Annotated in this window: 23 protein-coding genes; 20 read left to right on the top strand and 3 right to left on the bottom strand. The window is 48.0% G+C overall.

Annotated features, from left to right (window positions below; all coding sequences use genetic code 11):
- The first annotated feature begins 324 nt into the window (after positions 1-324).
- The 16 genes from ACQQ6X_RS10970 (at position 325) to ACQQ6X_RS10895 (ending at position 17,394) form a co-directional block, all read left to right on the top strand.
- A complete protein-coding gene (locus tag ACQQ6X_RS10970; RefSeq protein WP_305165339.1) occupies positions 325-1,074 on the top strand; it encodes a YveK family protein in 750 nt (249 codons plus the stop codon).
- On the top strand, positions 1,055-1,732 hold the full coding sequence (locus tag ACQQ6X_RS10965) for a CpsD/CapB family tyrosine-protein kinase (protein WP_149035708.1): 678 nt from the start codon (positions 1,055-1,057) through the stop codon (positions 1,730-1,732). The genes ACQQ6X_RS10970 and ACQQ6X_RS10965 overlap by 20 nt, the downstream gene beginning before the upstream one ends.
- 84 nt (positions 1,733-1,816) lie before the next feature.
- Positions 1,817-2,515, top strand: coding sequence for a sugar transferase (locus ACQQ6X_RS10960; RefSeq protein WP_149035709.1), 699 nt, complete (start codon positions 1,817-1,819; stop codon positions 2,513-2,515).
- A 33-nt stretch (positions 2,516-2,548) separates the two neighbouring features.
- Positions 2,549-3,487 (top strand): GDP-L-fucose synthase, encoded by a 939-nt coding sequence (gene fcl, locus ACQQ6X_RS10955; RefSeq protein ID WP_305165338.1) that lies wholly within the window; start codon positions 2,549-2,551, stop codon positions 3,485-3,487.
- Between the two features lie 20 nt (positions 3,488-3,507).
- Entirely contained in the window at positions 3,508-4,497 is a 990-nt protein-coding gene (gmd, locus tag ACQQ6X_RS10950; protein ID WP_063207772.1) for a GDP-mannose 4,6-dehydratase, read from the top strand.
- Between the two features lie 123 nt (positions 4,498-4,620).
- Positions 4,621-5,964: a flippase gene (locus tag ACQQ6X_RS10945; RefSeq protein ID WP_305165337.1), complete on the top strand. Its 1,344-nt coding sequence runs from the start codon at positions 4,621-4,623 to the stop codon at positions 5,962-5,964.
- On the top strand, positions 5,951-7,219 hold the full coding sequence (locus tag ACQQ6X_RS10940; RefSeq protein WP_305165336.1) for a hypothetical protein: 1,269 nt from the start codon (positions 5,951-5,953) through the stop codon (positions 7,217-7,219). Before ACQQ6X_RS10945 ends, ACQQ6X_RS10940 begins: the two co-directional genes overlap by 14 nt.
- Positions 7,220-8,004: 785 nt before the next feature.
- Complete coding sequence (locus ACQQ6X_RS10935; RefSeq protein WP_305165641.1) at positions 8,005-9,219, top strand: glycosyltransferase family 4 protein; 1,215 nt, start codon at positions 8,005-8,007, stop codon at positions 9,217-9,219.
- Positions 9,216-10,457 carry a glycosyltransferase family 4 protein gene (locus tag ACQQ6X_RS10930; protein ID WP_305165335.1) on the top strand — a complete coding sequence of 414 codons (1,242 nt, stop codon included), beginning with the start codon at positions 9,216-9,218 and terminating at the stop codon, positions 10,455-10,457. Before ACQQ6X_RS10935 ends, ACQQ6X_RS10930 begins: the two co-directional genes overlap by 4 nt.
- The gene (locus ACQQ6X_RS10925) at positions 10,435-11,244 is read left to right on the top strand and encodes a WecB/TagA/CpsF family glycosyltransferase (RefSeq protein WP_305165334.1); all 810 of its coding nucleotides are present in this window, start codon (positions 10,435-10,437) and stop codon (positions 11,242-11,244) included. The genes ACQQ6X_RS10930 and ACQQ6X_RS10925 overlap by 23 nt, the downstream gene beginning before the upstream one ends.
- 53 nt (positions 11,245-11,297) lie before the next feature.
- On the top strand, positions 11,298-12,638 hold the full coding sequence (locus ACQQ6X_RS10920; protein ID WP_305165333.1) for a UDP-glucose dehydrogenase family protein: 1,341 nt from the start codon (positions 11,298-11,300) through the stop codon (positions 12,636-12,638).
- Between the two features lie 13 nt (positions 12,639-12,651).
- Complete coding sequence (locus ACQQ6X_RS10915; RefSeq protein WP_305165332.1) at positions 12,652-13,629, top strand: LCP family protein; 978 nt, start codon at positions 12,652-12,654, stop codon at positions 13,627-13,629.
- A gap of 179 nt (positions 13,630-13,808) precedes the next feature.
- On the top strand, positions 13,809-14,243 hold the full coding sequence (locus ACQQ6X_RS10910; protein ID WP_305165331.1) for a hypothetical protein: 435 nt from the start codon (positions 13,809-13,811) through the stop codon (positions 14,241-14,243).
- Between the two features lie 114 nt (positions 14,244-14,357).
- Positions 14,358-15,278, top strand: coding sequence for an ABC transporter ATP-binding protein (locus ACQQ6X_RS10905; protein ID WP_305165330.1), 921 nt, complete (start codon positions 14,358-14,360; stop codon positions 15,276-15,278).
- Positions 15,271-16,053, top strand: coding sequence for an ABC transporter permease (locus tag ACQQ6X_RS10900; protein ID WP_305165329.1), 783 nt, complete (start codon positions 15,271-15,273; stop codon positions 16,051-16,053). The genes ACQQ6X_RS10905 and ACQQ6X_RS10900 overlap by 8 nt, the downstream gene beginning before the upstream one ends.
- 255 nt (positions 16,054-16,308) lie before the next feature.
- Entirely contained in the window at positions 16,309-17,394 is a 1,086-nt protein-coding gene (locus ACQQ6X_RS10895; RefSeq protein WP_305165328.1) for an AI-2E family transporter, read from the top strand.
- A gap of 39 nt (positions 17,395-17,433) precedes the next feature.
- On the opposite strand, the gene ACQQ6X_RS10890 is transcribed toward ACQQ6X_RS10895, so the two are convergent.
- Both ACQQ6X_RS10890 and ACQQ6X_RS10885 read right to left on the bottom strand, forming a co-directional pair.
- Entirely contained in the window at positions 17,434-17,910 is a 477-nt protein-coding gene (locus tag ACQQ6X_RS10890; RefSeq protein WP_305165327.1) for a bactofilin family protein, read from the bottom strand.
- 45 nt (positions 17,911-17,955) lie between these two features.
- Positions 17,956-18,987: a M23 family metallopeptidase gene (locus ACQQ6X_RS10885; protein ID WP_305165326.1), complete on the bottom strand. Its 1,032-nt coding sequence runs from the start codon at positions 18,985-18,987 to the stop codon at positions 17,956-17,958.
- A 122-nt stretch (positions 18,988-19,109) separates the two neighbouring features.
- Between ACQQ6X_RS10885 and cls the strand changes: the two genes are divergently transcribed.
- Both cls and ACQQ6X_RS10875 read left to right on the top strand, forming a co-directional pair.
- A complete protein-coding gene (cls, locus tag ACQQ6X_RS10880; RefSeq protein WP_305165325.1) occupies positions 19,110-20,540 on the top strand; it encodes a cardiolipin synthase in 1,431 nt (476 codons plus the stop codon).
- Positions 20,541-20,734: 194 nt separating this feature from the next.
- On the top strand, positions 20,735-21,679 hold the full coding sequence (locus ACQQ6X_RS10875) for a YitT family protein (protein WP_081276708.1): 945 nt from the start codon (positions 20,735-20,737) through the stop codon (positions 21,677-21,679).
- Positions 21,680-21,748: 69 nt separating this feature from the next.
- Here the strand turns inward: ACQQ6X_RS10875 and ligD are convergent, their stop codons facing one another.
- Positions 21,749-22,651 carry a non-homologous end-joining DNA ligase gene (ligD, locus tag ACQQ6X_RS10870; RefSeq protein ID WP_305165324.1) on the bottom strand — a complete coding sequence of 301 codons (903 nt, stop codon included), beginning with the start codon at positions 22,649-22,651 and terminating at the stop codon, positions 21,749-21,751.
- Positions 22,652-22,862: 211 nt separating this feature from the next.
- Between ligD and ACQQ6X_RS10865 the strand changes: the two genes are divergently transcribed.
- Positions 22,863-24,149 carry a sulfotransferase family protein gene (locus ACQQ6X_RS10865; RefSeq protein ID WP_326402244.1) on the top strand — a complete coding sequence of 429 codons (1,287 nt, stop codon included), beginning with the start codon at positions 22,863-22,865 and terminating at the stop codon, positions 24,147-24,149.
- Positions 24,124-26,049: an asparagine synthase-related protein gene (locus tag ACQQ6X_RS10860; protein WP_305165322.1), complete on the top strand. Its 1,926-nt coding sequence runs from the start codon at positions 24,124-24,126 to the stop codon at positions 26,047-26,049. Before ACQQ6X_RS10865 ends, ACQQ6X_RS10860 begins: the two co-directional genes overlap by 26 nt.
- Positions 26,050-26,083: the final 34 nt, after the last annotated feature.

The raw sequence follows: 26,083 nt of genomic DNA, 5'->3' as shown, positions 1-26,083 counted from the left end.
TTTTTCCTCCTGAAGGCAAGGTTAAGAAAGGTAAAAAGAGCAATTTTACGCTTGACAAGATACAATTTGTATCATAAATTGATTATGTAAGTTACATAACGTATCCGCATTTCATAGTTTTCACTTATATCTTCATTAATATACCCTAAGAGGCCACCGATGATTGAGCATTTCGTGCTTATTCGCTGGCTAGACCTTCTATGCGCTATTATACAACATTTTACTATAGATTAGAGGGTCATGCATCGTTCTTTTCCCGTCATGCAGAGGATCAGTACAAGCGTTATGCCATCGAAAACAAGTCAAGCAGGGAGGACTGGTCTTGTGCAGTTGAAAGAGTACATCCGTTTGATCCGCAAAAGAATGTGGTTGATTGGCAGTATTGTACTGCTGGTGTGTACTGTAGTAGGCATAAAAAATGTATATTTTACCCCGCAGGTTTATGAAGCTACTGCAAAGCTCATTATTAACCAGACGCCACGACCGGATCGTGCAGGTGTTGTCGATTACAGTGTAGTGCAAACCAACATAGCCTTAACGAACTCCTATAAGCAAATTATGATCTCCTCGGCGATTATGGATCAGGTGGTCGCCAGCTTCCCCGATCTCAAGGTTACTCCGTCAGCTTTGGCGCAAAAATTGAGAGTAACTACCGCAGGTGATTCACAGGTCATGGATGTTACAGTCCGCGACTTGTCGTATACAAAGGCTGTGAAAACCGTCAATGCGGTAGCCAAAGTATTCAAACGGCAAATCCCCTCTATCATGAAAATGGACAATGTCACCATCCTAAGCGAAGCCAGTTTGAATGATCCAGCAGCTCCTGTGAACAATAATCCCGCTATACAGATTTTTATTGCTTTTGCCATTTCTTTATTGCTAGGAATAGGCTTGGCGTTTTTGCTGGAGGTATTGGATGATACATTTAAGAATGAGGAGGATGTTGAAAAAGAGCTCGGTCTGCCTATATTATCCCTAATTACAAAAATGAAAAAAGAGGATAGACGCTCTGACAGCTCTACTACAACTCCTAAACAGGTAGGTGAGGGACAATATGCCGCGATTAATCAATAATCAGCTCGTTACATCCTTACATGCTCAGTCTTCCGTTTCGGAGGAATACCGCATGCTTCGCACTAACATCCAGTTTTCTTCTGTAGACGAGCCAATTGAAGTGATGATGGTGGCTTCTGCTCAGGCGGGTGAAGGCAGAACAGTCACGATTAGCAATTTGGCTGTAACCTATGCGCAAGAGGGGAAAAAAGTGCTGGTTATGGATATGGATCTGCGTCGATCCTCCTTGCATCATATGTTTGGTTTGCGCAATCATACGGGACTGACAAGAGTACTTGCCAATCAACAGACATGGCAGGAGGTGGTTCAGGAAACCGGGATTGATCATCTGCATGCAATCACAGCTGGACCGAATCCACCCAACCCGTCCGAGATGCTTAGTTCCCGTAGAATGAAGGCTCTACTAGTTGACCTAAAAGAACATTATGACGTGATTTTGATGGATACGCCCCCATTACTGTCCTTTCCGGACGGTCTCATTGTAAGTGCCATGTGTGATGGTGTCATTTTGGTAGTGCAGGCAGGGAAGGTCAAAAAGGACGTCGTTAAGAAGGCGAAGGCAAATTTGGAAAGAGTAAAGGCGCGCATTTTGGGTGTAGTGCTCAATAACGTGAAGCGCCGCACCGATCGTGGTATGGAGGAACGCAATCTGACATGAATAAATCGGAGGAAATAAGAATATATAAAATTCTCCTAACAATGTATAAATAATATTTGTAAATAAGGAGCGAGGTGATGAGACGTGTCTTCTTCCCGCTCGAACGAGGCAGAAGCGTTGGGCGCGTCAGTGGATGTATATTCGGTCACTCATGGGCTTGAACGACGACAAGGATGGAGCATATATCCGTTCGTAAAGCGAAGTATGGATATTATATTGTCTTTTATTGGAATTATCGTACTGTGCCCGGTATTTCTGCTCGTCATTTTGTTGATTAAGCTGGAGGACCCCAAAGGAAGTGCATTATTTTATCAAATACGTATTGGTAAACATGAGCGGCCGTTTCGTATGATCAAATTTCGCTCCATGGTATCTGACGCCGAAGCCAGATTGTCTGCACTGCTGGTGGAAAATGAAATTGAGGGTGCGATGTTTAAAATGCGGGACGATCCCCGCATTACCCGTGTCGGTCGCTTTCTTCGCAGAACGAGCATCGACGAACTGCCGCAACTCTTCAATGTACTGCGTGGACATATGAGTCTTGTAGGACCCAGACCCCCTCTGCCAAGAGAAGTCCATGATTACACCGTGAGGGATAAGCTGCGTCTGACGGTTACACCGGGCTGCACTGGACTATGGCAGATCAGCGGTCGCAATCATCTAAGCTTTGACCAGATGGTTGAACTGGATTTGGAGTACATATCTAGACGCAGTTTCCGCACGGATATGATCATCATGCTGAAAACATTTCGTGTGCTGCTGGGCTCCAAAGATGCATATTAAAGTCAATTTAACAAAGAGGGGTAGGAGAGAAGGATGGAGCTTCATTCCAACATCTATGTGGCAGGGCACAATGGACTGGTAGGTTCCGCGATTGTCCGCGCGCTTCAGCAAGCGGGATATCGTCATATTATTACTCGCACAAGCCGTGAGCTGGATCTGCGTGATAAAGAGGCTGTAGATCATTTTTTTGAAACAGAGCCCGTGGATTATGTATTTCTGGCAGCGGCCAAGGTGGGCGGAATTTTGGCAAATAACGAATATCCGGCTGATTTTATCCGTGACAATCTGCTTATACAAACCAATGTGATTGACGCGGCATACCGGGCGAATGTAAGCAAGCTGTTATTCCTCGGCTCGACCTGTATTTATCCCAAATTTGCTCCGCAGCCATTGCGCGAGGAATATCTGCTTACGGGTGAGCTAGAGCCTACCAACGAGGCCTATGCGATTGCTAAAATTGCCGGAATTAAAATGTGTCAGTCCTACAACCGTCAGTACGGAACCCGTTATATTTCCGTGATGCCAACGAATCTATATGGGCCGGGCGACAATTTTGATCTTCAAACCTCTCATGTACTGCCTGCGCTGATTCGCAAGTTTCATGAGGCTAAGCTGAATCACTCTCCGACGGTAGAAGTATGGGGCTCCGGTACGCCTCGCCGGGAATTTCTTCATTCGGATGATTTGGCTGATGCCTGTCTATTTCTGATGAATAGCTATGAGGGAAATGAGATTGTCAATATTGGTGTGGGTGAGGATATTTCAATTCGTGAGCTGGCTGAACGAGTTAAGAATGTAGTCGGCTATGAGGGCGAAATTACTTTTAATACATCCGTTCCTGACGGAACGCCGCGTAAGTTGGTGGATGTATCCCGGCTTTCCGGGCTGGGCTGGTCGGCGCGTATTTCACTAGAAGAAGGATTAAGGGCTGTGTACCAGACGTTTCAAGGTCTGGATCTGGTTGAACAATAATTAACGGTGGGGGAATTGGGATGAAAAAAGCGCTGATCACAGGGATTACCGGGCAAGACGGGTCTTATCTGGCTGAGTTTCTGCTGTCCAAGGATTATGAGGTGTATGGGATGCGCAGACGAACCAGCACACCAAACTTTGAAAATGTATCGCATATTCAAAATGAAATTCACTGGCTTTCCGGTGATATGACTGATCTGGCTTCGCTGATCGAAGCCGTCCGTCAGTCCGATCCGGATGAGGTCTACAACTTGGCCGCTCAATCCTTTGTAGCGGCTTCATGGCCGCAGCCCTTGGCTACAGGGCAAATTACAGCGTTATCTGTCACCAATATGCTGGAGGCGGTTCGGATTGCCAAACCGGAAGCACGCTTTTATCAGGCGTCAAGCAGCGAGATGTTCGGTAAAGTACTGGAGACACCGCAGACAGAAACGACCCCGTTTTACCCACGCAGTCCTTATGGTGTCGCCAAAGTGTACGGCCATTGGATTACAGTCAATTACCGCGAAAGCTTTGATATGTTTGCTTGCTCTGGTATTTTGTTCAACCACGAATCGCCCCGCCGTGGGCTGGAGTTTGTAACACGCAAAGTGTCGGATGCAGTAGCTCGTATCAAGCTGGGATTGCAGCAGGAGCTGCGCATGGGTAATTTGGATTCACTGCGAGACTGGGGATTTGCAGGGGATTATGTAAAGGCGATGTGGCTGATGCTTCAGCAGGATCGACCAGATGATTACGTGATTTCAACGGGAGAAATGCATTCTGTGCGGGAACTGCTGCAAATCGCTTTTTCTCACGTAGGTTTAAATTACGAGGATTACGTTGTTATTGATCCGCAATTTGTTCGACCGGCAGAGGTAGATCTATTGCTTGGTGATTGTGCCAAGGCGAAAGAAAAGTTGGGCTGGCGATTGGAAGTCGGCTTCGAGCAGCTTGTTCGTATGATGGTGGATGCAGACTTGGAGCGTGTAAAAAGGCAGGCTGCAGTCGAAGCTTCCGTCGTCGTGTAAGAGGTGAAAGAGGCCACCCGCTGGCTGGGGGGTCTCTTCGTTGTACACGATTTCAGCTGCATTAACAGATCAACAGGTTATAAAGCTGTGTTTGAGGTCATTTTTCAAGATGGAGTAGAACCTATGACATTAGTCAAGAAACGTGTCAAACCGCGCAGAAGCTTGTTGGTGAATACGTCCTGGCTGTTCGGTGACAAAATGATCCGCATGGTGTTCGGGCTAGCAGTCAGCATTATCATGGCGAGGGTGTTGGGACCAGAGGAACTGGGAAAATGGAATTATGCGGAATCCTTTTTCGGAATGTTTCTAATTTTTACGACTCTTGGCTTTGATTCAATATTAGTACGCGATCTTGTCAAAGATCCCAAGGATGAGCACGAGCTATTGGGCACGGCGGTTCTGCTGAAGTTGTTAGGTACTTTGGTAGCCATTGTATTGTCCTATTCCTTTATTTCACTGCTCAGACCGGAAGACAGTTCAGTACGGTTAATCAATCTGATTCTGGCTACAGCCTCGGTATTTCAGTTGTTTGATATTATCGACTACTGGTTCCGTGCGCAGATGTTGTCCAAATATACGGTCGTTGCCAAGAATACCGCCTTTGTCCTCGGTTCCACCGCCAAAATCATTTTACTGTTGTCCGGTACTCCAATCTGGACAGTGGCGTTGTGTGCTCATGGAGAGTTTCTGCTGGGGAGCTTGCTGCTGCTGTATTTCTTCCATAGGGAAGGACGGCGTGTGAACAAGTGGACGTTCCGCTTCACGACTGCTCGGCGAATCATGGATCACAGCTGGCCGCTTATTTTGTCCTCCTCCGCTGTGTATGTGCAGGCACGGATCGATCAGGTCATTATCGGTGAAATGTTAGGGAACGAAGCGGTCGGGCAATACTCCGTTGCACTCCGACTCATCGAAGTGCTGGGCTTTATCCCGGTCGTTCTGACGACAGCCTATGCTCCAGTGGTAACGCGTTCCAAGCAAACAGGAAGCGATGAATACAGACGGACGTTGTCTAACGTGTATCGGCTGATGTTTATATGCTTTCTTGTGACTTCAGTTCCCTTATTTTTTCTATCCCAATGGGTAGTAGTTGTGCTGTATGGGAGAGAGTTCACTGAAGCAGGTTCGCTGTTGTCACTGTTTGCGATTCGTCTATTTTTCACCAACTTTAGTGTCGCCAAAAGCTTGTTTATCACCAACGAAAATTTGTTCAAATATACGCTGCTGACCTCGGTAATAGGTGCGGTTACGAATATCGCCTTCAATTACGCGCTGATCCCATGGCTTGGGGTTCGAGGGTCCTTAGTGGCGACGATTTTGTCCTTTACGATATCTGTATTTCTAATGGATTTGTTGTTTAAGGAAGTCAAAGCCAATTTGGGTTGGATGATGAAGTCCATTCTGACCTTCTGGCATGTTCATATTACAGTACTGAAAGTTGGAGAGAACAATCATGATACCGATTAAACCGTTTGTTCGGCATGAGGAACAGTGCCCGCATTGTGGAGGTACGTTACATGGTGGAGAGGTGCTGTGGCAGGGAATCCACGTATGTGTCAGTACTAAATGTGAGGGTTGCGGACGTGAATACCTTGAGGACATGAGGGTGGGTCATGCGACGTATTCGCCTTATCGTGTAGAAATGCCTGACTATACGCTGACCGGTGATGCGAAGTCAAGAAAATGGCTCGGAGAGCCTTTGCGGCAATCCTTGATGAATCCTTCCTATGATTTAGCAGTCGGTATGACCGTGTATAAAAAGAAAGCTTCTTCGCGTGTAGTCATTGTCAACACTATAGATTATTTGTATGGCCATGCATTGCTCAAGCTGCTGAATGTTCAGCGCGAATATGAGCAATCACCGGAATTAGGGATCATTGTTATTGTGCAAAAGTCGCTGGAGTGGATGGTGCCGGCATATGTATCTGAGATTTGGACGGTTGATGTGCCATTCAGCAAGGCACGAAATTTTTATCCTATGCTACATCATCGGATGATTGAGGAATTGGTGCGATTTGATGAGGTGTACGTCAGTCCGGCATATTCGCATCCCAACCAGTTTGAAATTGAGCAATTTACAGGTGTTGCGCGTTATGACGAGGAACGTGAACCGAATCCACGCATTACCTTTGTATGGAGGGAAGACCGCTTGTGGAGCGGCAACCATCATATGGCCAGAGTGGTGCAAAAGTTTCCACAGCTCAAACGTGGACTGAAACCGCTAATTTATCATCAACGGAGCAAAATCATCAGGCTGTTCCGCAGGCTGAGAGAAAGCTTCCCTGATCATCGTTTCACAGTCGCGGGACTTGGGCGCACAGGGAGCTTCCCGGCATGGATTTCTGACGAGCGTGTATCACGCTTCGACCGGGAAAGTGAGCTGCGGGTATGCGAAATATACGCAGCCAGCCGATTAGTCATCGGCATTCATGGCTCCAATATGCTGCTGCCTTCTGCACATGCAGGTATGACGATTGATTTGATGCCTAAGGACCGATGGGGCAATTATGCCCAAGACATTTTATTTCACGAAACGGATCATCGGCTTACAGCCTACAAATATCGCTTTGTGCCGATGGAATCAAGCGTGATCTTGGTAGCGGATATGGCAGCCGCTCAGCTTAAAGGGGCAGACCATTTTAATATGCAGATGATGGAGGAAAGACAGCGGCAGGGGGAACATCCAAGCTGGAGGGGAAAGGCCGCTACGGGACGGGGTTGATCTGGAGCGGTTAATGTGGATGGCAGCCCGCTGCGGGACGGATTTGATCTTCCGATCGCTGTTAGCGAGGGATTTCCTGGATTAAATAAGCCCTGTAAACGGGCGGAATCCCACGGGGAATATGCTTTCGAAGCGAGCTTTCCTTCGGAAAGCTTTGAGGCGAACGCTGCGCTTCTTCGATTCAAATCCTTACCCTCCGCTACGTTTCACCGTCACCAAAAAGAATTTCCCCCAGCCATAAGGTGGGGGAGGTAAAAGTCACCCGGCGATAGCTACGCCCTATCGCCGCGAACTTCATACCTAGCATGCATGCCGGTGTAATTAATACTCTGTATAGCTCTCTCAAGGCGAAAGAGCTTGATGAATAGTACTCACGGCAAGCAACAAGCAAGCCCTAGTTAAGACATCTTGGTCAGCCTAGCGGTAGTATAGCCATCTTGCTTGTGAGCGTGCCATAACCTGCCAAGATTACAAGTTGTTTGACGAAGCAACGCCCTGTATGTATTCGCACGCGCAAATCGCGCAGCAATGGCACTTTATGCCCAGCATTCCCTTTTTTAAGATGGGGTGACTTTATGGTAACAGCGGTCAGCAGCGGAGCGGTCTATTTGAATCTGAAGAAGCGCTAGCGTTCGCCTTTGCAGTGGGATTCCTACCTCGTAATGTTTTTTTTATATATCCGGGAATCCCACTGCAACAGCGATCGGAAGATCAAATGGAATGCGCAGCGCCTCTAACCCCGCATGCCATAACTCACCCAATATGAAATGGCAGGAGCACTGATGATGATTCCAAAAATATTGTATCTTCGCAACTTTGCCAGCAAGGTGAATGGAGCCTCATACAATTTGCAGGAAGTTGGCTTGGGTAAAGCGCTCGTCCGTAAAGGCTACGATTGCGATATTGTTTACTACAACGATCGTAAGGAGACCCATCTGGAACGGATTTACCAGCACGAAGGATGCACCTTGCGTATTCTCTGGCTGCACGGGTTCAAGTTTTTAAGCAACAGCATCTACAGGGAGGTTCTCAAAGATTCTTTTCTGAAAGCATATGACCTGGTCATTACTACAGAATACAACCAGATTATGACCTACCTGCTTTCCCGCAAATGCCCCGACAAGCTGGCGCTGTATCACGGACCATACCGGGATAACACGCATGCACTGATCCGCAAGCTGTACGATGTTATGCTGCTGCCTAAGGTGACAAAGTCTCTACGCCGAACCTATGTTAAATCCGATCTGGCCAAGCGCTATCTGGAGAATAAAGGCTTCAACAACGTAATAACGATCGGAGTCGGACTGGATCGCAGCAATGTAGAGAACGGATTCAACAGTGACGACAACAGTGGAGCGCGCGAGGAAAACCGTGAGGTTGCGAGTGAGCTGCGTCGGATCGGAGATCGCCCGGTGCTGCTGTATGTCGGTGTACTGGAGGAAAGAAGAAATATACGTTTTATGCTGAATACGTTCAAAAGAGTACTCCAAAAGCATCCTGGCTGTCTTTTGTTAATGGTTGGGAATGGACGGAAAGTAGATACGGATCGTTATTGGGCATATGCCCAGCAATTGGGGTTGACGGATAGTATTATACATTTTCCAAGAGTGGAGCAACGTCATCTGTGGCAGATCTACGGAGCGGCGGATGTGATGCTGTTTCCGACGCAATACGATATTTTTGGCATGGTGCTGCTGGAAAGCATGCTGTTCCGCGTTCCGATTATTTCCTCGGTGAACGGTGGCTCGGTTACCTTGATTGAGGACGGGGTGAGCGGAGTGATGCTGAGAAGCTTTTCGGAAGAGGAATGGGCAGGTCGTATAGGCACGCTGCTGGAGAATGCTGAGCTTAGACGAAGCCTGGCCGAGCAAGCATTCCTTACGATCGAGCGGATGTCATGGGATCGGATTGCGGATGATATCGTAAGCCAGCAGCGGATCAAGCCTATGAGTTCCAATCACGCTATGCAATCAACACAGGAAAGAGGGGCGGCCACGTGAGCCAGCAGGTTAGCAGACGAATAACCCCGCCTGTGAACAAAGTACTGATCATCCATAACTTTTATCAGCAAAGTGGGGGAGAAGACAAGGTTGTCGAGCAGGAATCGGCTATGCTGCGTTCCAGAGGAATAGAGACGGAGCATTACTATGTGCACAACGACAGCATTCAAAGCAAAGGTTTGGCCAACATGGCCAAGCTGGCGGTGGAGGCGGCATGGTCCTTCCCGGAATTCAAAAGGATCAAAGAGCTGCTCTTGCGGGTGAAACCGGATGTGGTACATGTGCACAATTTTTTCCCGGTCATATCCCCTTCGGTCTATCATGCCTGTGAACGGCTGGGGATTCCGGTGGTCCAGACCCTGCATAATTACAGGCTGATTTGTCCGGCGGCAACCTTTATGCGTGGGAATGAGGTTTGTGAAAAATGCTTGCACGGCTCGCTGCTGCATTCCATCCGTCATGGATGTTACCGAGGCTCGCAGCTGCAGACGATTCCGGTGGCGGCGATGATTAAGTTCAACGAGCTGATTGGCACATGGCAGCACAAGGTAAGTCGCTATATTGCACTGACGGAGTTTGCACGGGACAAATTTGCCGAAAGTGGCCTTCCGCTGGACCGTATCGCAGTGAAACCGAATTTTATCCATCATCAAGCAGTGAAAGCCAAGTATGATTCCAAAGATCGTTATTTGTTATTCGTGGGGCGGATTTCTGCTGAAAAGGGGGTTCGCAATCTGCTGCAAGCCTGGTCACAGCTGGAAAATCGGGACGGATTGAGACTACTCATCATTGGAGATGGTCCGGAAAAGGCTGAACTGGCTGCTGCTTATCCGCAGGAAGATATTCGGTTCCTCGGCAAGCAGGATGGAGACACGGTGCTGGACTGCATGAGCCGGGCCATGTATGTCATGGTGCCTTCCATTTGGTATGAAGGTTTTCCGATGACGATTGTAGAGTCCTATTCGGTGGGAACGCCAGTATTGTGCAGCCGAATCGGCGCACTGGAGGAAGTCGTAGAGGACGGGGTGACGGGTTTCCATTTTCAACATGATGATCTGGAAAATATAAAGACCGTGATTCGCCATGCAGTTGCCTATGAGGACTATACAGCTATGCGGCAGAAGGTGGCGGAAAACTATGCAGCACACTACACGGAAGAAGTGAATGTGAAGCAACTGTTGGCGATATATAGCGAGGCCATGGAGGAATGTGACAATGAAGCAGCCGCCCCAGTATAGAGTCGGAAGGATTACGAGCACAGATGTTGCAGCACTGACATTTCAGGAGACGGTACATACGCTGGAACAATGGGCAGTCGGACGAAAGGACAGTTATGTATGTATTTGCAACACCCATTCCATTGTCACGGCCGGGAATCAGCCCGAGTTCCACGAAGCGCTCACTCAAGCTGATTTGTGTACTCCAGACGGTATGCCACTGGTATGGGCGCTCAAGCTGTACGGGTTTAAGCGTCAGGATCGGGTGGATGGTCCCAGTTTGATGCTGAAGTTGTGCGAACGTGCGCCACAAACGGGGGTGAGCGTATATTTTTACGGCAGTACGCCGGATACGCTGGATAGCTTAAAAGACAGGATAGGGCAGGATTATCCTGGAATTCGTATCGCGGGCAGCTTTTCACCGCCATTTCGTGAACTTCAGCCAGCTGAGGAGAAGCGGATCATTGAGGAAATCAATGCCTCAGGTGCGCATATCATATTCGTTAGTCTGGGCTGCCCGAAGCAGGAAATCTGGATGCATCGTAACAAGGACCGCATCCGAGGCGTGATGATCGGAGTAGGGGCTGCCTTTGACTATATTACAGGCAAGGTTCGCAGACCTCCGCTAGCGATACAAAGGCTGGGACTGGAGTGGCTCTACCGTCTGCTCTGTGAGCCAAAGCGTTTGTGGAAGAGGTATGCGTATAACAATCCAATGTATATCTATCGTTTTCTCAAATCCTATCGGCATAATAAAAGGCTCACGCTCTATCATAATCGGCATACAGGGAGAGGCATAGAGAAGTAAAACGGAGCAAAAGTACGATGCAATGAGACAGCATGTATAAGGGGGAATTGCTTTTGAAGCTATGTGTGGTAGGTGCCGGATATGTCGGACTGGTGTCAGGGGTCTGTTTTGCCGCGCTTGGAAATACCGTCGTCTGTATCGACCAGAATGAAGATAAAATTCGGCAGTTACGTGCAGGCGGGGTACCGATTTATGAACCAGGCTTAAAGGCTCTAATTAAAGATAATGTGGAGCAGAGGCGGCTGAGCTTTACAACAGATATCGCGGCCTCGGTGCAAGCAGCTGATATTGTTATTTTGGCGGTAGGTACGCCTTCATTGCCGAGTGGGGAAGCCAACCTATCCTATATCGAAGAAGCAGCGTGCGAGGTGGCAGATGCCATGAATGGCTACAAGATCATTGTCACCAAAAGCACGGTGCCTGTCGGAACGAACGAGCGTATTCAAAACTGGATGGCGAGTCGCACGAACTATCCTTTTGGCATCGCTTCGGTTCCTGAATTTTTACGAGAAGGCTCGGCAGTGATAGACACCCTACAGCCAGATCGAATCGTCATTGGAGCTTCTGATCCGCATGTGGCGGCGGTGCTAACTACTCTGCATGAGCCGCTGACAACGAATATCTTAACCACGGATATCCGTTCGGCCGAGATGATCAAGTATGCGTCGAACGCTTTTTTGGCGACCAAAATTTCGTTTATTAATGAGATTGCGAATATTTGTGAAAAAGTGGGCGCAGACGTTACACGCGTGGCCCACGGTATGGGGCTGGATCAACGGATCGGTTCCTCCTTTTTGTCCGCCGGTATTGGCTATGGAGGTTCGTGTTTCCCCAAGGATACACAGGCTTTAATTCAAATTGCAGGCAATGTGGATTATGAATTTAAGCTGCTGAAATCGGTAGTAGAGGTGAATCAGGGACAACGTTTTAACGTGATTCGCAAGCTGAAAGAGGCACTGGGTGAGCTGGAAGGAGCTACGATTGGCATATGGGGGCTGGCCTTTAAACCAAATACAGATGACGTAAGAGACGCCCCGGCGCTGGATATCATACAGTCGCTGCTGGAGGCAGGGGCGCACATTCGTGCGTATGACCCGATCGCTACCGCTAACTTCCGCCGATTGCTGGACAGCCCGGAAATAACGTGGACCGATAGTGCGCGGGAAGCAGCGGAAGGGTGCGATGCATTGTGTCTTTTGACGGAATGGGAGGAGTTTGGTGAGGTCGGATTAGGTGAACTGAACGAGCTGATGAAGTATCCCATTATGATTGACGGGCGCAATGTATATAGGGAAGAACAAATCAGACAATCTGCCTTTGCATACTATTCTGTCGGTAGGCCACAGTTGAACAATCTGGATATAGATCGTCATCAGTCTGTAGTGAATCCGTAAAGGGAGGCTGCGTATGAAACGATGGCTGAAGGTGACGTTGGGGGCTGTGGCGTTATTGGTGGTAGGAGGGGCAGCCTATACCACCTATGTGTATCATTCCTTTAAAACAGCGGCGAATGCGATGTATCATCCGCGCAGCATCGTGCAGCCCGGAGCCGTCTCTACCCTTGCAACGGGCCGATCGGGGCGCTCCGTAGGTACAGACACTGGAGCGAGTACACCCAATCCGGCAGCCATCTCCCAGTTCAAGCCGTTCACCGTGCTGGTGCTGGGTGTAGATCGGCGGCCGCACGATCCAGGTCGATCCGATACGATGATCGTTCTGTCTGTGAATCCTGCCAAGGGTTCGATGTTGATGTTCAACATTCCTCGTGATACGCGAACAGAGCTGGTGGGTAGGGGACGTGAGGATAAAATCAATCACGCGTTTGCTTTTGGAGGCGTGGATATGTCGATCCGTACGGTAGAGCATTTTTTGAACCATTCGATAGATTACTATGTACAAATGAATATGGAAGGGTTTGCGAAAATGGTGGACCTTGTGGGGGGAGTCGAGGTTTACAATCCGTTTGATTTTCAGTATGAGGGGCATCATTTTGCGCAGGGGAATTTGAACTTGAACGGAACTGAAGCATTGGCCTATGCCCGTATGCGATTTGATGATCCGCGTGGGGATCTCGGAAGGAACGCCCGCCAGCGAGAGCTGCTCAAGCAAATTCTGGCCCAATCCATCAGCAAAGAAGGGCTGTTGCGAGTAAAACCGATCCTGGAGGCAGCAGGGGAACAGATTCGCACAGACATTAACTTTGACGATATGAAGACCTTTCTGACCCGGATCGGTCCATCCCTTAAGCAGACGGATACCGTTGAGATCAAGGGACATGGGAGCAAAATCAACGGCGTGTATTATTACATCGTAGATGAGCCGGAACGCCAACGCATCCATGGAATATTGGAGAAGCACTTGCTCACAACTGCCCCATCGCCTTAGGAAAGATCGTAGCAGGCGGGTGTCCTTCAGGGAGACCCGTTGTTCTCTTCTAAACTCCTCTTGTCCCACATACATCTGTAGAGTATTCGGTACAGTCCGACAGAGGGAGGGGCATGTATGCTGCTTAGAAGGAGAGCAGCTTCGGCGTTCGTCCGTAAGTTGCTGTATTTTGCAAGCATATGTGGGTTGCTATTCTGCTGTGGATGGGTCTGCGTGGGGTAATGTCTACGGGGGAAGGGGATCAAGCCGTAAAAGTGCTGAATGATTTCTATACGATGGAGCAATCGGGGAATTTTGGCGGCTCATGGGAGCTTTTTCATTCACAAATGAAGAAGAAATTCGAAAAGTCCACGTATGTACAGCAGCGTGCGCACGTTTTTATGCAGGATATGGGGACGGATACGTTTACGTTTGAACTGGGGGAGCCACAGGCTGAGTACGACATTCGTACTGATCCGAATGGAGAAGAGCTAGGCAAGGTCTACCGTATTACGGTCACTCAGCATTACAAGACTCGTTTCGGCACTTTTGATATCGTACAGCCTTGTTATGTGACGCAGGAAGATGAGGAGTGGAAGGTGCTTTGGATATACAAGGAAAAGGAACAGCCATAATAAGGTGCCCCAAAGGTGTCTCTGAAAGGATAAATATGGTACAATACTTCCAAAACCGGAAATGTACAGTAAAAAAGATGATAGCTTCACTCCGGGTGGAAGGAGTTTCATAGCATGCAGCAAGCGGCAGGGCAGGTTCCCGTTATACGTATGGAGGGTGTGAGTAAAATCATTTCCTCAAAAGCGATCGTAGACAATCTGACACTGGAGGTTCCGGCCGGACAGGTATTTGGTTTCCTCGGACCCAACGGTGCGGGAAAAACGACCACTATTCGTATGATGGTTGGGCTGATTTCGATCAGCAAGGGTGATATTCATATTTGTGGAGACAGCATCATTACCGATTTTGAAAAGGCTGTTTCCCATGTTGGTGCGATTGTTGAGAACCCGGAAATGTACAAGTTTCTGACAGGCTATCAAAATTTGCAGCATTTTGCACGCATGTCTCCCGGGGTGACCCAAGAGCGTATAGATGAAGCGATTCGTCTGGTAGGACTCGGAAACCGAATTCATGATAAAGTCAAAACCTATTCGCTCGGAATGCGGCAGCGACTCGGGGTAGCTCAGGCAATTTTGCATCGACCGAAGCTGCTTGTGCTGGATGAGCCGACCAATGGCTTGGACCCGCAGGGTATTCGTGAACTGCGGGATTATTTGCGTCAATTGACCCGTACGGAAGGAATTACCGTATTTGTATCAAGTCATTTGTTGTCCGAAATGGAGCTGATGTGCGACCGTGTGGCTATTATTCAGAGTGGGCGGTTGGTCGATATCAAGCAGTTGAAGAATTCAGAGGGAGAAGCGCAGACGGCGGAAATCGCTTTTGAAGTCAATGATGCCGAGCAAGCTTATACCCTTGCTGGAGCAGGGCGCATCGAAGGCAATCAACTACTGCTGCACCTGGGGCGGGAACAGATTGCAGAGATGAACAGTCTGCTGGCTGCAAATGGAGTCAAGGTGTATGCCATTCGCCCGGTTGCCCGTACGTTGGAAGATCAATTTTTGGAAGTGACGGGAGGCGGGTCCATTGGCTGATTTCTTCAAGCTGGTACATAACGAAAATCTTAAAATCTACTTGCGTGTGCGCACTTGGATTATGCTCGGACTGCTGGCGGTCATCACCGCTGTGATTCCAATGCTGATTTCTCTGGTTTCCGATCAGGTCAGTGTGTGGGATGGCATCGCATTGACAACGTTGTTTACATTTTTTCTCAATACGACGTTTACGGTTATTGTAGCTGCCGATTCAGTGGCTGGCGAATTTACATGGGGGACGATTAAGCTGCTGCTCATCCGACCCTGGACTCGCAGCAAAATTTTGTTGTCCAAGTATATATCGGTGATTTTGTTCAGTTTGCTCGGAACGATCATTTTGGTCTTGATGGTTACGCTGTCCTCCTGGCTGATGTTATCGAAGGACACACCAGCAGGCTCTGTTCCGCTGTTCAGTGATCCAATCTCTTACGTAACGCTAAATTTCTTGTATAGCTATATCGCCTTATTCGTAACTATGGCCTTTGCATTTATGTTATCTGCGGTGTTTCGGTCCAGCGCCTTGGCGATTGGCTTGTCCTTGTTTATGATGTTCACCAAAACCATTTATAACTCGATTGGCTTGTTCAGTTCAGATCGTTTTGAATGGACCAAATACGTACTCTTTACGCATATGGATCTGAAAAAATATCTGGATATGCCGCCGGGTACAGTAAGTTCCGATCTAATCTTTTCGCTCGCCGTGCTGGCCGCTTATTATGTGGTTTTTATCGCAGTTGCCTGGGTGGTTTTCGTAAAACGGGATGTTTCAACCTAGACATGTTTCTCTTAGAATGAATGATTTAATCATACGAGGATTTTGGCAAAATGCTGAGATCAAAAAGGAAGTCCAATGCTTAGGCATTTGGACTTCCTTTTTTATATGTTAACACTGTTCATGCAGTATTTATGTCATTTTTGCTACATATTCTGTAAGTGTGGGTATATTGTAATCTATTTTCAGCAAGAATCAATCAATAGGGTCGGTTTGCGTTTAAAGAAGTAGAGAGAAACAGAACAGGGGGCGCATGATATGCTGCAAAATAATCGTTTTTTTCGTCTGACTTCAGGAATCGTCATGCTACTGCTCATCATTTACTTGGGCACCAAAGTAAGTTTTATATTCAGTCCTCTCGTATCCTTGGTCAGCCTGCTGATTGTACCGCTGATGCTATCTTTTTTCCTCTATTATTTATTGAGACCGATCGTAGATGTTATGGAACGGAGAAAAATCAAACGATCGATTTCCATATTGCTGATCTATTTGGTCATTGGCGTGCTGCTGTTCCTTTTCTCATGGGGAGTGTGGCCTACGCTCCGTGATCAGGTAACCAATTTATTTGAGAATGCGCCGAAGCTCATTAAAAGTCTGGTTGATCAATTGAGCCAGTGGCGGCATAATCAATCCTTGAGACAAGTGCTGCCTCCAGGTGAAGACCCGCTGTCACAACTGTCAGATACCTTGAATGAAGCCTTTTCTGCGCTGTCAGATTATTCGGTAAAGCTGGTATCGTTTGTATCCTACTTTTTTATCGTATTGGCTACCTTCCCGATATTGCTCTACTATATGTTGAAGGAAGGGAGCAAGTTTGGCCCCACAATGCTAAACTTCTTTCCTAAAAAATATCACAAGGACGCGCTGGAGGTGATGGAGGATATCGATAGTGCGCTTAGCAGCTTTATCGTCAGTCGGGTGCTGATCAATGTCGCATTGGCCTTGATGATGTTCCTTGGATTTTTGATTATTGGTTTGCCTTATGCCTTGCTGCTTGCCGTTATTTCGATTTTCCTTAATTTTATTCCCTATGTGGGGGCAGTAGCTGCTTCTATACCTGTGGTTATCATTGGATTTCTCGAATCGCCTTCCATGGCGCTCTGGTCGCTGGTAGTGGTGATCGTTGCCCAGCAAATTCAGGATAATTGGTTATCGCCGATTGTCTTTGGCAAGCAGCTGGATATTCATCCGTTGACTGTCGTCATTTTATTGCTGGTTGGTGGCGACCTGCTCGGGATCTTGGGGATCATTTTGGTGATTCCATTATATATGTGCGGCAAAATCGTCATACGCAAGGTGTATCATTTATTTTTGGAACGCAGAGTGGAGGATATCATGGAGTGAATGGAGGATGTACTGGATATAAAAGGAGTATAAGCCGATCTAGCCTGCTTCAGGTTGTAGGGTGGCTTCGCTGTCCTCTTCGTCTTGGCTGAAACTGGATTGGTTTTCATCATCGGATTTATCTGTAGCCGTCGGGGATTCTGCCTCTATGGCTTGGTTCATCGTGGTTTGGTTCATTTGACTGGTGCCGTTCAGGATGCCGCCTTCAGAAATGACCAGTGTGGGGGTCGCCGTATTTCCATACAGTTCGCCTGTGGGTGTAATGGTCAATCGTCCTTCTGTGTTGATGCTGCCGAACACCTTGCCGGCCAGAATGACGTCCCGTGCAATGATGTCCGAGCGTACAACCGCAGATTCTCCAATGACGACAGTATGAGTGCTGTAGATATCGCCCTGAAAGTGACCGTCGATGCGAATATTGGCCTCTGCCACAATCGTACCTTCAAAGCGGGTGCCATTTGCGAGCAGTGTATCTGTAGCCGGGGTGGGGAGCTTTTTCTTGGATTCCTTGAACATAAGCGTTTGCCTCCAATCCTATATTGTCAGTATTTTGCAAAATCCTCATTGTACATACAGTAATGGATCGACAGGTTGGTTATGCTTGACAATCTGAAAATGAAGATGAGGTCCTGTGCTTCTTCCGGTACTTCCTAGCAGGCCAATGGTCTGTCCTTTGTGGACACGGTCCCCCGGAGCCACCTGCATACCGCTTAGGTGCATATACCAGCTCTGGAGTCCGTCAGGATGCTGAATGATGATGCACTTGCCGCGGGCTCCGCTGGAAGCGGCCTCCAGCACAGTGCCTGCCCCTGCCGCATAGACAGGATCGCCGGATTGACCGGCAATGTCCACGCCGGAATGAAAAGCGGATCTACCTGTAAATGGGTCGCTGCGATAGCCAAAGCTGGAGGTCATGCGCCGCGAACCCGCAGGCCAAATCGAGGGTCTCCCTTGTTCAGTAAGTTCGAGTCTGCGGGTCTGGAGCAGCTGTGCGGCTTGTTTGCGCTCCAGGTTCTGCTGGACGGCGTTTGCTTGTTGAATCGAGCTCGGAACCGTACGCTCCACGGTGTCCAGCAGAGCCTCGATTTCCTGAAAATCATCCATGGCCTGGCGGGCTAAAAGGGCTGTATTTTCATGCACTGCGATCAATTCGCCTCCGATATGATCGGAAGCATTCCAGGAGAGCGGAGTAATGGTTGATTTATGGCTGCTTGCGCTGGAGGAATTTCCGTATTTACGAATGAATTGCTGCATTTGTTGTTCCAGCTCGGTTACGCGCTGGAGACGTTCGCGAATACTAGTGGCTTGATTCGTCAGCTCCATGACTTCCTGTCGCAGCCGCCCAATAGCTGCGTCTTTGTCTGCTACCGTGACCTCCATCTGCAAACTCTGAACAGCAAGATTGGTTTCCATTTGGGAAATAATATGGGAAGAACGGATTTGCAGCCCGATCACGAGCGTAGAGATTGATGCGATCACAAGGGTCGGGACGAGAATGACAGCGGCTGTGGAGCATTGTAGCTGCTTGGGCGGTTGCTGTGCATCCCGAATGACAAGCAGGGTCATCCGGCGATTTAGGCTTCCTTTTTTCATAATCGCTCCTTTCCGGACATCGCTCCTATAGTGCTTGGTTACTATCTATTCAGTTTAAGAGGCAAACATGTCAAAAAAATTGGAGCTTTGTATAAAACGTAGATATATAAGGAGGCTTAAACATGCTGTGGTTGCTGTTGGTTTTAATTGTTTTTATTTTTCAGACCGGGACGATTCTGCTATTCGAATTTCGCAAGCCGTCCAAAGCGGTAGCCTGGCTCTTTATTTTATTTTGCTTCCCGCTCATTGGTTTTGTGGTGTACTATTTTGTCGCACAGGATTACCAGAAGCGTAAAGTGGTTCGTAAAGCAGGATCACAGCTATTTCGTGAATTCCGTGAACGCCTGTGGGCACAAACCAGGGTGATTGAAAATGTAGAGCAAATGCACAATCCCCATTTCAAGCATCAGGAGCGTCTGTTTAATCAGTTAATTCGTATGTCGGAAAACCCGTTGACTGGCTGCAACCGCACTCGTGTGCTTACGAATGGAGAAGAGACCTTTGAGGCCATGCTGACAGCGATGGAACATGCACAACACCATATCCATGTGGAATTTTACATATTTCGAGCAGACGAAATCGGAAAGAAATTTCAGGAGGTCATGATCCGTAAGGCCCGTGAGGGAGTGAAGGTGCGATTCATTGTGGATGGCGTAGGAAGCTACAATTTGCCCTATTCATTTATTCGCACCTGTAGTGAGGCTGGGGTGGAATTTCATTATTTTCTACCGCCTTTTTTTGCCACGCTGGATCGCCGGATTAACTATCGTAATCACCGGAAAATCGTGGTGGTGGACGGTACGATCGGATTTGTGGGGGGAATCAATGTAGGCGACGATTATCTCGGAAAATACCCTAAAGTGGGATTTTGGAGGGATACACACTTGCAGATTGAAGGAGATGGCGTTTATTTTCTGCAAAATGTGTTTCTTAGCGACTGGAAACTGGCTTCAAAAGAGCGGCTGATGGATGTAAATTTATTTCCCCCACATAACTGTACAGGGATTGAGGAAGTACAGATTTTGAGCAGTGGTCCTGATCAGGTGTGGGACACGATTCAGGAATTGTGCTTTGGAGCACTCTCGGTTGCCAAAAAGCGGATTTGGATAACGACGCCGTATTTTATTCCCGATCCGGGGATTTATGAGGCGCTGAAGCTGGCGGCCGTCAGTGACATCGATGTGAAAATTATTATTCCTTACCAATCAGATTCAAAACTGGTTCATCTGGCCTCACTGTCCTATGTGCAAGAATTACTTGAGGCAGGAGTGGAGTTCTACCAATATCGAAAAGGATTTATTCACGCCAAAGTGGTGATTGTGGATGATTTGCTTGGCTCGGTCGGGACCGCCAATATGGACATGCGCAGCTTTTTCTATAATTTTGAGTTGACTGCTGTACTTTTTGCCACTTCGGCGATAGATCGGCTTTCTGCAGATTTTGTAGAGGACATTTCCAACTCTTCAAAAATAGAATTGAATGTGTTTCGCAGACGTCCTCGATCTCAAAAAATAGCTGAAATTCTAACTCGCATGCTCTCTCCTCTCCTTTAAAGGCGGTTTTCGCCGTTTTTATCAATATAATCCCGCTTTATTGTGATTTATGTGCTCTTTACTAACTTTTTTGCGCAAAATCACAGTTTTGTGATATACTATTCGTATAACTAAGCGCCGTAAAGGAGAGGGGACTGCGGGGAGCAGCCCCTTTTTCGGTCTAATATACCATACTGTAACGGGGGGATTTATATATGAGTGTAGTGAGCAAGGAAGTCCAAAATCTGTCTGAGATCACAGATGTAACCGGAGAGTTGACCAAGATCAGCAAAATTCCAGCTAATCCAAAGAACAAAGTAAAACGCTTATTCCAGCGTGCAGCCATGATTGTGGTTGGTGCAGCGCTGATGGCTGTGGGACTGGAAATATTCCTGGTTCCTAATGGCGTTATTGACGGAGGCGTTACAGGTATTTCCATTATGGCCTCCAAGATTACTGGTTATCCGCTCGGTATTTTCCTGACCCTGTTGAACCTTCCATTTTTACTTATCGGCTACAAACAAATCGGTAAAACCTTCGCTTTATCCACATTATTCGGCATTGTCGTTATGTCCATCGGAACTGCGTTACTTCACAATGTAAGTGCATTGACTCCAGGGGAACCGCTGCTCGGCGCGATCTTCGGAGGTGTCATTCTTGGCGTTGGGGTGGGTCTTGTGATTCGATCCGGCGGCTCGCTGGATGGCACGGAGATCGTGGCTATTCTCGTCAGTGAGAAAACTCCCTTTTCGGTCGGTGAGATCGTACTGTTTGTGAATATTTTCATTCTGGGAAGTGCGGGTTTTGTGTTCGGTTGGCCTAATGCCCTGTATTCCATGATTGCTTATTATATTGCTATGAAAATGATTGATATTACGATTGAGGGTCTGGATCAGTCCAAATCGGTCTGGATTATTAGTGAGAAATACCGTGATATCGGTGATGCCCTGACGGACCGTCTTGGACGGGGAGTAACTTATCTGGAAGGGGAAGGCGGCTTTACAGGCGAGAGCAAGAAAGTGATTTTCGTCGTCATTACCCGACTGGAGGAAGCGAAGCTGAAGAGCATCGTTGAAGATTGGGACCCGCACGCCTTCGTTGCGATCGGTAACATTCACGATGTGAAGGGCGGACGTTTTAAGAAAAAAGGAATACACTAGCGCAAGGGGACAATTTCTCAGCCTATGGCTGCGGGGTTCGTCCCCTTTTTTGTGCTCTCCAAGCATGGATCAGGTGGGGGAAGCCTTGGTGCGCATATGCTGGAGGATGTTTTCGACCGGCTGGGGAGGGACCTTGGCGATCAAGTCGCCTACCTGGTTTAACCGTTCCTCAATATTCAGCAAATGATAGTCAAGTGGCGACACATCCTGCCGTACCTCCTCCCAGGTTAGCGGAGTGGAGACTGTAGCGCCGGGACGTGCCCGTGGAGTATATGGAGCAGCTAGGGTTTTTCCCTGATAATGCTGCAGATAATCAAAATAGATGGCTGTTCCGCGATCCTTCTTTAATCGTTCCAGAGTGAACAGATGCGGGTGCTTTTCCGTCACAAATTGTCCAACCAACAGTCCGATGCTGCGCAGCTCGTCAAAGGTTACGCCTGTACGGATCGGAACGATAATTTGTACACCTGTCGCCCCGGAGGTTTTGGGGACCGAGTCCAACCCAAGCGAAGCCAAAACTTCGCCTACAATGGAGGCGGCCTCCATAATACGTGGCTCGACCTCTCTGGATGGATCAAGATCAATCATCCATTCACAGGGCAGTTGGCTTCCTGCTAGGTGCAGAGAGGGATGAAATTCCAATGCAGCTTGATTACCGAGCCAAAGTAGCTGGGGCAGCTTGCCAAGCACGATATACTCAATGCCATCATGCAGAGCGGTTTCAATGTAGTCTGGCCGCGGCTGTGGGGCATTTTTCTGATAAAAAAAATCCCCGTGAATCCCATGTGGCCAACGGATGACAGTCAATAGACGCTGATGGCAATATTTGAGCAGGAAGGGGGCCAATACCGCAAGCTTGCGAAGATATAGCGCCTTAGTTACACCCGCTTCGGGCCACAACGGTTTATCCGGGTTTGTGATCGCAATTTCATGACCTTCGATCGTAATCGTACCTTTAACAGCTCGTCCCATAGCGCTAAGCTCCTTTGGCTAACATGCAGCAGGATCAATTTACAGGCAACTGGCTAGACTTCTAAATCTACATAAGGTTTAACATGAACATGCAGCACAGAAATTATCCATCAAAGGGATTGACAAGATACACTATGTATCATAAATTATAATAAAAATACGATGTGTATCTATCAAAACATCTCTGAGCAGAGATAGAGGAGGAGTGTGCTTGATTGACAAGCAAGGCGGAAAGCTCGTATTTCTATTGAGTGTCCCTCGAAGTGGAAGCTCGCTGCTAACCGCTATTTTGCAAAACCATTCCCGCCTGTTTGCCACACAGGAAATGTGGTTCCTGCTCAGTTTATATGATCTTCCCCTGTCGCATGCCCGGCCATATGGAGGAACAGGAATACTCCGGCAATTTTTTAAAGGCATGGTCCCTCCACAGGTATTAGAACAGGCCTCCCGTTCGTATGCACTTGAAATCTATAATGGCCTGCTTCAAGGGACAACCGCTGATATGCTTATTGACAAATCACCGCGTTACTATACCGTGCATGAATTTTTAGATCGTTTATTCCCCGCTGCCCGCAGAGTGTGGCTTATCCGTAATCCTTTGGCCATCGTGGCCTCGTTTAAAAAGGTCAATCAGCTCCGGGGTGAATCCTTTCATCTGCTGAAGGAACTGGGGAGTTCGCATTTTAATATGAAAATGACAGATATTACGGTTGGTTTGTTCCGTTACGCTCATTATTTTGCCACACCTCATCCACTTGCATACCCGCTTATGTATGAACAACTCGTAGCTAATCCAATGTTGGAGATCGAGAAGCTGTGTCATTTTCTGGGGGTCCATTATGAGCCGGGGATGGAAAGGTACGGGAACTTTGCGGATACGCCTCAATCCAGTCTTTTTTATAGCATGGGAGCGGGTGATCCATTTGTCATAGAGCATGAACAGGCGCATCAGAATTCGGTACATAGCTGGCAACATCTGTTGAGTACAATGGAAATTGAACTGTATTGCAGAAGTATTGGAGCTCGCTTGTTTAGGCAGCTTGGTTACGGGGAGGCGCTGGAACAGGCTGAGCAGCTGACTGGAGTCCGCTTTGAAGATGACCCGGATGTAGAGCTGTTGAGTCGACGTACACACCAATTCCTCCAACAAAGTGGCTTTGAATGGAAGACAGCTTATCGAATGCTGGAAGAACAGGATGCGTATAACAAAGACTTAATGACAATTGCAACTCATCATGTTGCACCTCACACCACGGCAGAGATGGACATGGCACAGATGGTGAGTAATAGACGCATTCAATCGCTGGAAAACAGACTGGCACAAAGCTTGGAGGAGCGGAACCGGCTGATCGCGCAGCTCCAAAGCTATCAGTGCCCAAGCCGAGGTATCCGATCCCATCTATTGACCCGTAAGCTCAGGCGCTGGGCGTCTATAGTGTTATCAAGTATCAGAAAAGAAAAGGGGGGAGAACGTGAGTGCAATTGCCGGAATCTATAGATTTGGGCATGAGGCTGTATGTGCTGAAGAAGGCGAGAGAATGATGCAAACCTTGCAAAAATATCCCGCCGACCGCGTGTGCGTTTGGCATGAAGGTTCCATTTTTTTGGGATGTCATGCCCAGATTGTGACTCCTGAATCTATACATGAGCGTCTTCCCTTTTATGATGAGCTAAGGGATTTGGCCATCACGGCCGATGCGATCATTGACAATCGTGCTGAGCTGTTTGAACGGCTGGGAGTTGGGCAGGGGCAGCGGCAAGATATCACAGACAGCGAGTTGATTTTGCTGGCATACGACAAATGGGGTGTAGATGCAGCGGGCTATCTGATAGGTGATTTTGCCTTTGTCATTTGGGATGCTAAAGAACATCGATTATATGGTGCTAGAGATATGACAGGCAATCGTACGCTGTACATCTACCAACATGACGGAGGATTTGCATTTAGCACGGTAATCGCTCCGCTATGGGCTCTGTCATCACTGAGAAAAGAACTGCATGAACCCTGGCTGGCCGAATTCTTATCGATCCGTGCGATGCAGGAATCGGTCGATATCGGGACGACCGTCTACAAGCATATTAACCAGCTGCCTCCCGCACATTGGTTCACCATGGAAGAGGGAAAGCAATCGCTCCATAAATATGCATGTCTGGAAGAGGTAGAGCCATTGCGGCTCAAAACAGGGGACGAATACATAGAAGCTTTCCGCGAGGTATTCTCACAGGCGGTGAATGCCCGGTTACGGACGCATCGGGCTGTAGGGGCTGCCCTGAGCGGGGGATTGGATTCCGGAGCAGTTGCCAGCTTTGCCGCGCCATCGCTGCACTTACAACATAAACCGCTACATGCTTACAGCTATATTCCTGTTCAAGATTTTACAGATTGGACACCGCCTACATTGCTGGCGAATGAACGCAGCTACATTCATTCCACGGCTCGCTATGTGGGCAACATTCAAGAAAATTATATGGATTTTGAAGGGAAAAGCCCGTTTTCTGAAATTGATATGTGGCTGGAATTGATGGAAGCTCCCTACAAATATTTTGAAAACTCCTTCTGGATCAGGGGTTTTTATGAAAAAGCGCAGGAACACAATGTCGGTGTTCTGTTGACTGGGGCACGCGGGAATTTTACCGTATCGTGGGGGCCTGCGCTGGACTATTACGCCCGTCAGTTTCGTCGTTTGCACTGGCTGCAATCCTTGCAGGGGGTGTGGCAGTACAGCAAGCTTACAGGCAATCGTATGTCTCATCTACTCCCCGTGGTGTTGAAAAAAGCCACTTCACTTGAAGCCTGTACATGGTTGCGACACAGCCATCGAAGTCCGATTCCATCACTGATTCACCCGGAGTTTGCCAAACGGATGAATGTAGAAGATATTCCTGTATTGAGTGGCACAGGTTGGAGAAAAAATGCTGATCAGACAAGAAAAGAGAAGTTTTCAAATTTGGCGATTGCCAACAAAAATGGTGTCATGGCGACCAAGCTTTCACTCCGTTATGGCCTGTGGGAACGTGATCCGACCGGAGATAGCCGTGTCATTCGCTTTTGTTTATCGGTGCCATTTGAACAATATGTACAAAACGGTCGGGACAGGGCCCTCATTCGTAAAGCTATGCGTGATCATCTTCCTGATGATGTTCGATTGAATCAGCGAGTACGCGGCGTACAGCCTGCGGATTGGCTACATCGTATGCTTCCTTGCTGGGAGACGTTTATGGGAGAGCTGCAAGTGATGTGTCATGATTTGCGAGCTGCTGAATATCTCAATATGGGCTATATTAAGTCGGTTATGACGAACTACCGACATCCCCGTCCGGAGCAGGCATCTGATCCGAATATACGACTGTTCATGCATAGCTTGATCGTGTACCGTTTTCTCTGTGGATTGAACTGATTCTTATTTATCCGGTCAGACGGGTGCCATTTGT

The sequence above is a fragment of the Paenibacillus ottowii genome (genome assembly GCF_050516475.1).
Classification (GTDB): domain Bacteria; phylum Bacillota; class Bacilli; order Paenibacillales; family Paenibacillaceae; genus Paenibacillus; species Paenibacillus ottowii.
The sequence above is the reverse complement of the archived record's forward strand: the minus strand, read 5'-3'. Positions and strand labels throughout refer to the sequence as shown.

Excerpts from the sequence above, each read along its gene's own strand:
- ACQQ6X_RS10925 (WP_305165334.1), top strand. The coding sequence starts at position 10,435 with ATGAAGCAGCCGCCCCAGTATAGAGTCGGAAGGATTACGAGCACAGAT.
- ACQQ6X_RS10910 (WP_305165331.1), top strand. The coding sequence starts at position 13,809 with ATGTGGGTTGCTATTCTGCTGTGGATGGGTCTGCGTGGGGTAATGTCT.
- ACQQ6X_RS10940 (WP_305165336.1), top strand. The coding sequence starts at position 5,951 with ATGATACCGATTAAACCGTTTGTTCGGCATGAGGAACAGTGCCCGCAT.
- ACQQ6X_RS10905 (WP_305165330.1), top strand. The coding sequence starts at position 14,358 with ATGCAGCAAGCGGCAGGGCAGGTTCCCGTTATACGTATGGAGGGTGTG.
- ACQQ6X_RS10935 (WP_305165641.1), top strand. The coding sequence starts at position 8,005 with ATGATTCCAAAAATATTGTATCTTCGCAACTTTGCCAGCAAGGTGAAT.
- ACQQ6X_RS10890 (WP_305165327.1), bottom strand. The coding sequence starts at position 17,910 with ATGTTCAAGGAATCCAAGAAAAAGCTCCCCACCCCGGCTACAGATACA.
- fcl (WP_305165338.1), top strand. The coding sequence starts at position 2,549 with ATGGAGCTTCATTCCAACATCTATGTGGCAGGGCACAATGGACTGGTA.
- cls (WP_305165325.1), top strand. The coding sequence starts at position 19,110 with ATGCTGTGGTTGCTGTTGGTTTTAATTGTTTTTATTTTTCAGACCGGG.
- ACQQ6X_RS10965 (WP_149035708.1), top strand. The coding sequence starts at position 1,055 with ATGCCGCGATTAATCAATAATCAGCTCGTTACATCCTTACATGCTCAG.
- ACQQ6X_RS10945 (WP_305165337.1), top strand. The coding sequence starts at position 4,621 with ATGACATTAGTCAAGAAACGTGTCAAACCGCGCAGAAGCTTGTTGGTG.
- ACQQ6X_RS10915 (WP_305165332.1), top strand. The coding sequence starts at position 12,652 with ATGAAACGATGGCTGAAGGTGACGTTGGGGGCTGTGGCGTTATTGGTG.
- ACQQ6X_RS10885 (WP_305165326.1), bottom strand. The coding sequence starts at position 18,987 with ATGAAAAAAGGAAGCCTAAATCGCCGGATGACCCTGCTTGTCATTCGG.
- ACQQ6X_RS10875 (WP_081276708.1), top strand. The coding sequence starts at position 20,735 with ATGAGTGTAGTGAGCAAGGAAGTCCAAAATCTGTCTGAGATCACAGAT.
- ACQQ6X_RS10895 (WP_305165328.1), top strand. The coding sequence starts at position 16,309 with ATGCTGCAAAATAATCGTTTTTTTCGTCTGACTTCAGGAATCGTCATG.
- gmd (WP_063207772.1), top strand. The coding sequence starts at position 3,508 with ATGAAAAAAGCGCTGATCACAGGGATTACCGGGCAAGACGGGTCTTAT.
- ligD (WP_305165324.1), bottom strand. The coding sequence starts at position 22,651 with ATGGGACGAGCTGTTAAAGGTACGATTACGATCGAAGGTCATGAAATT.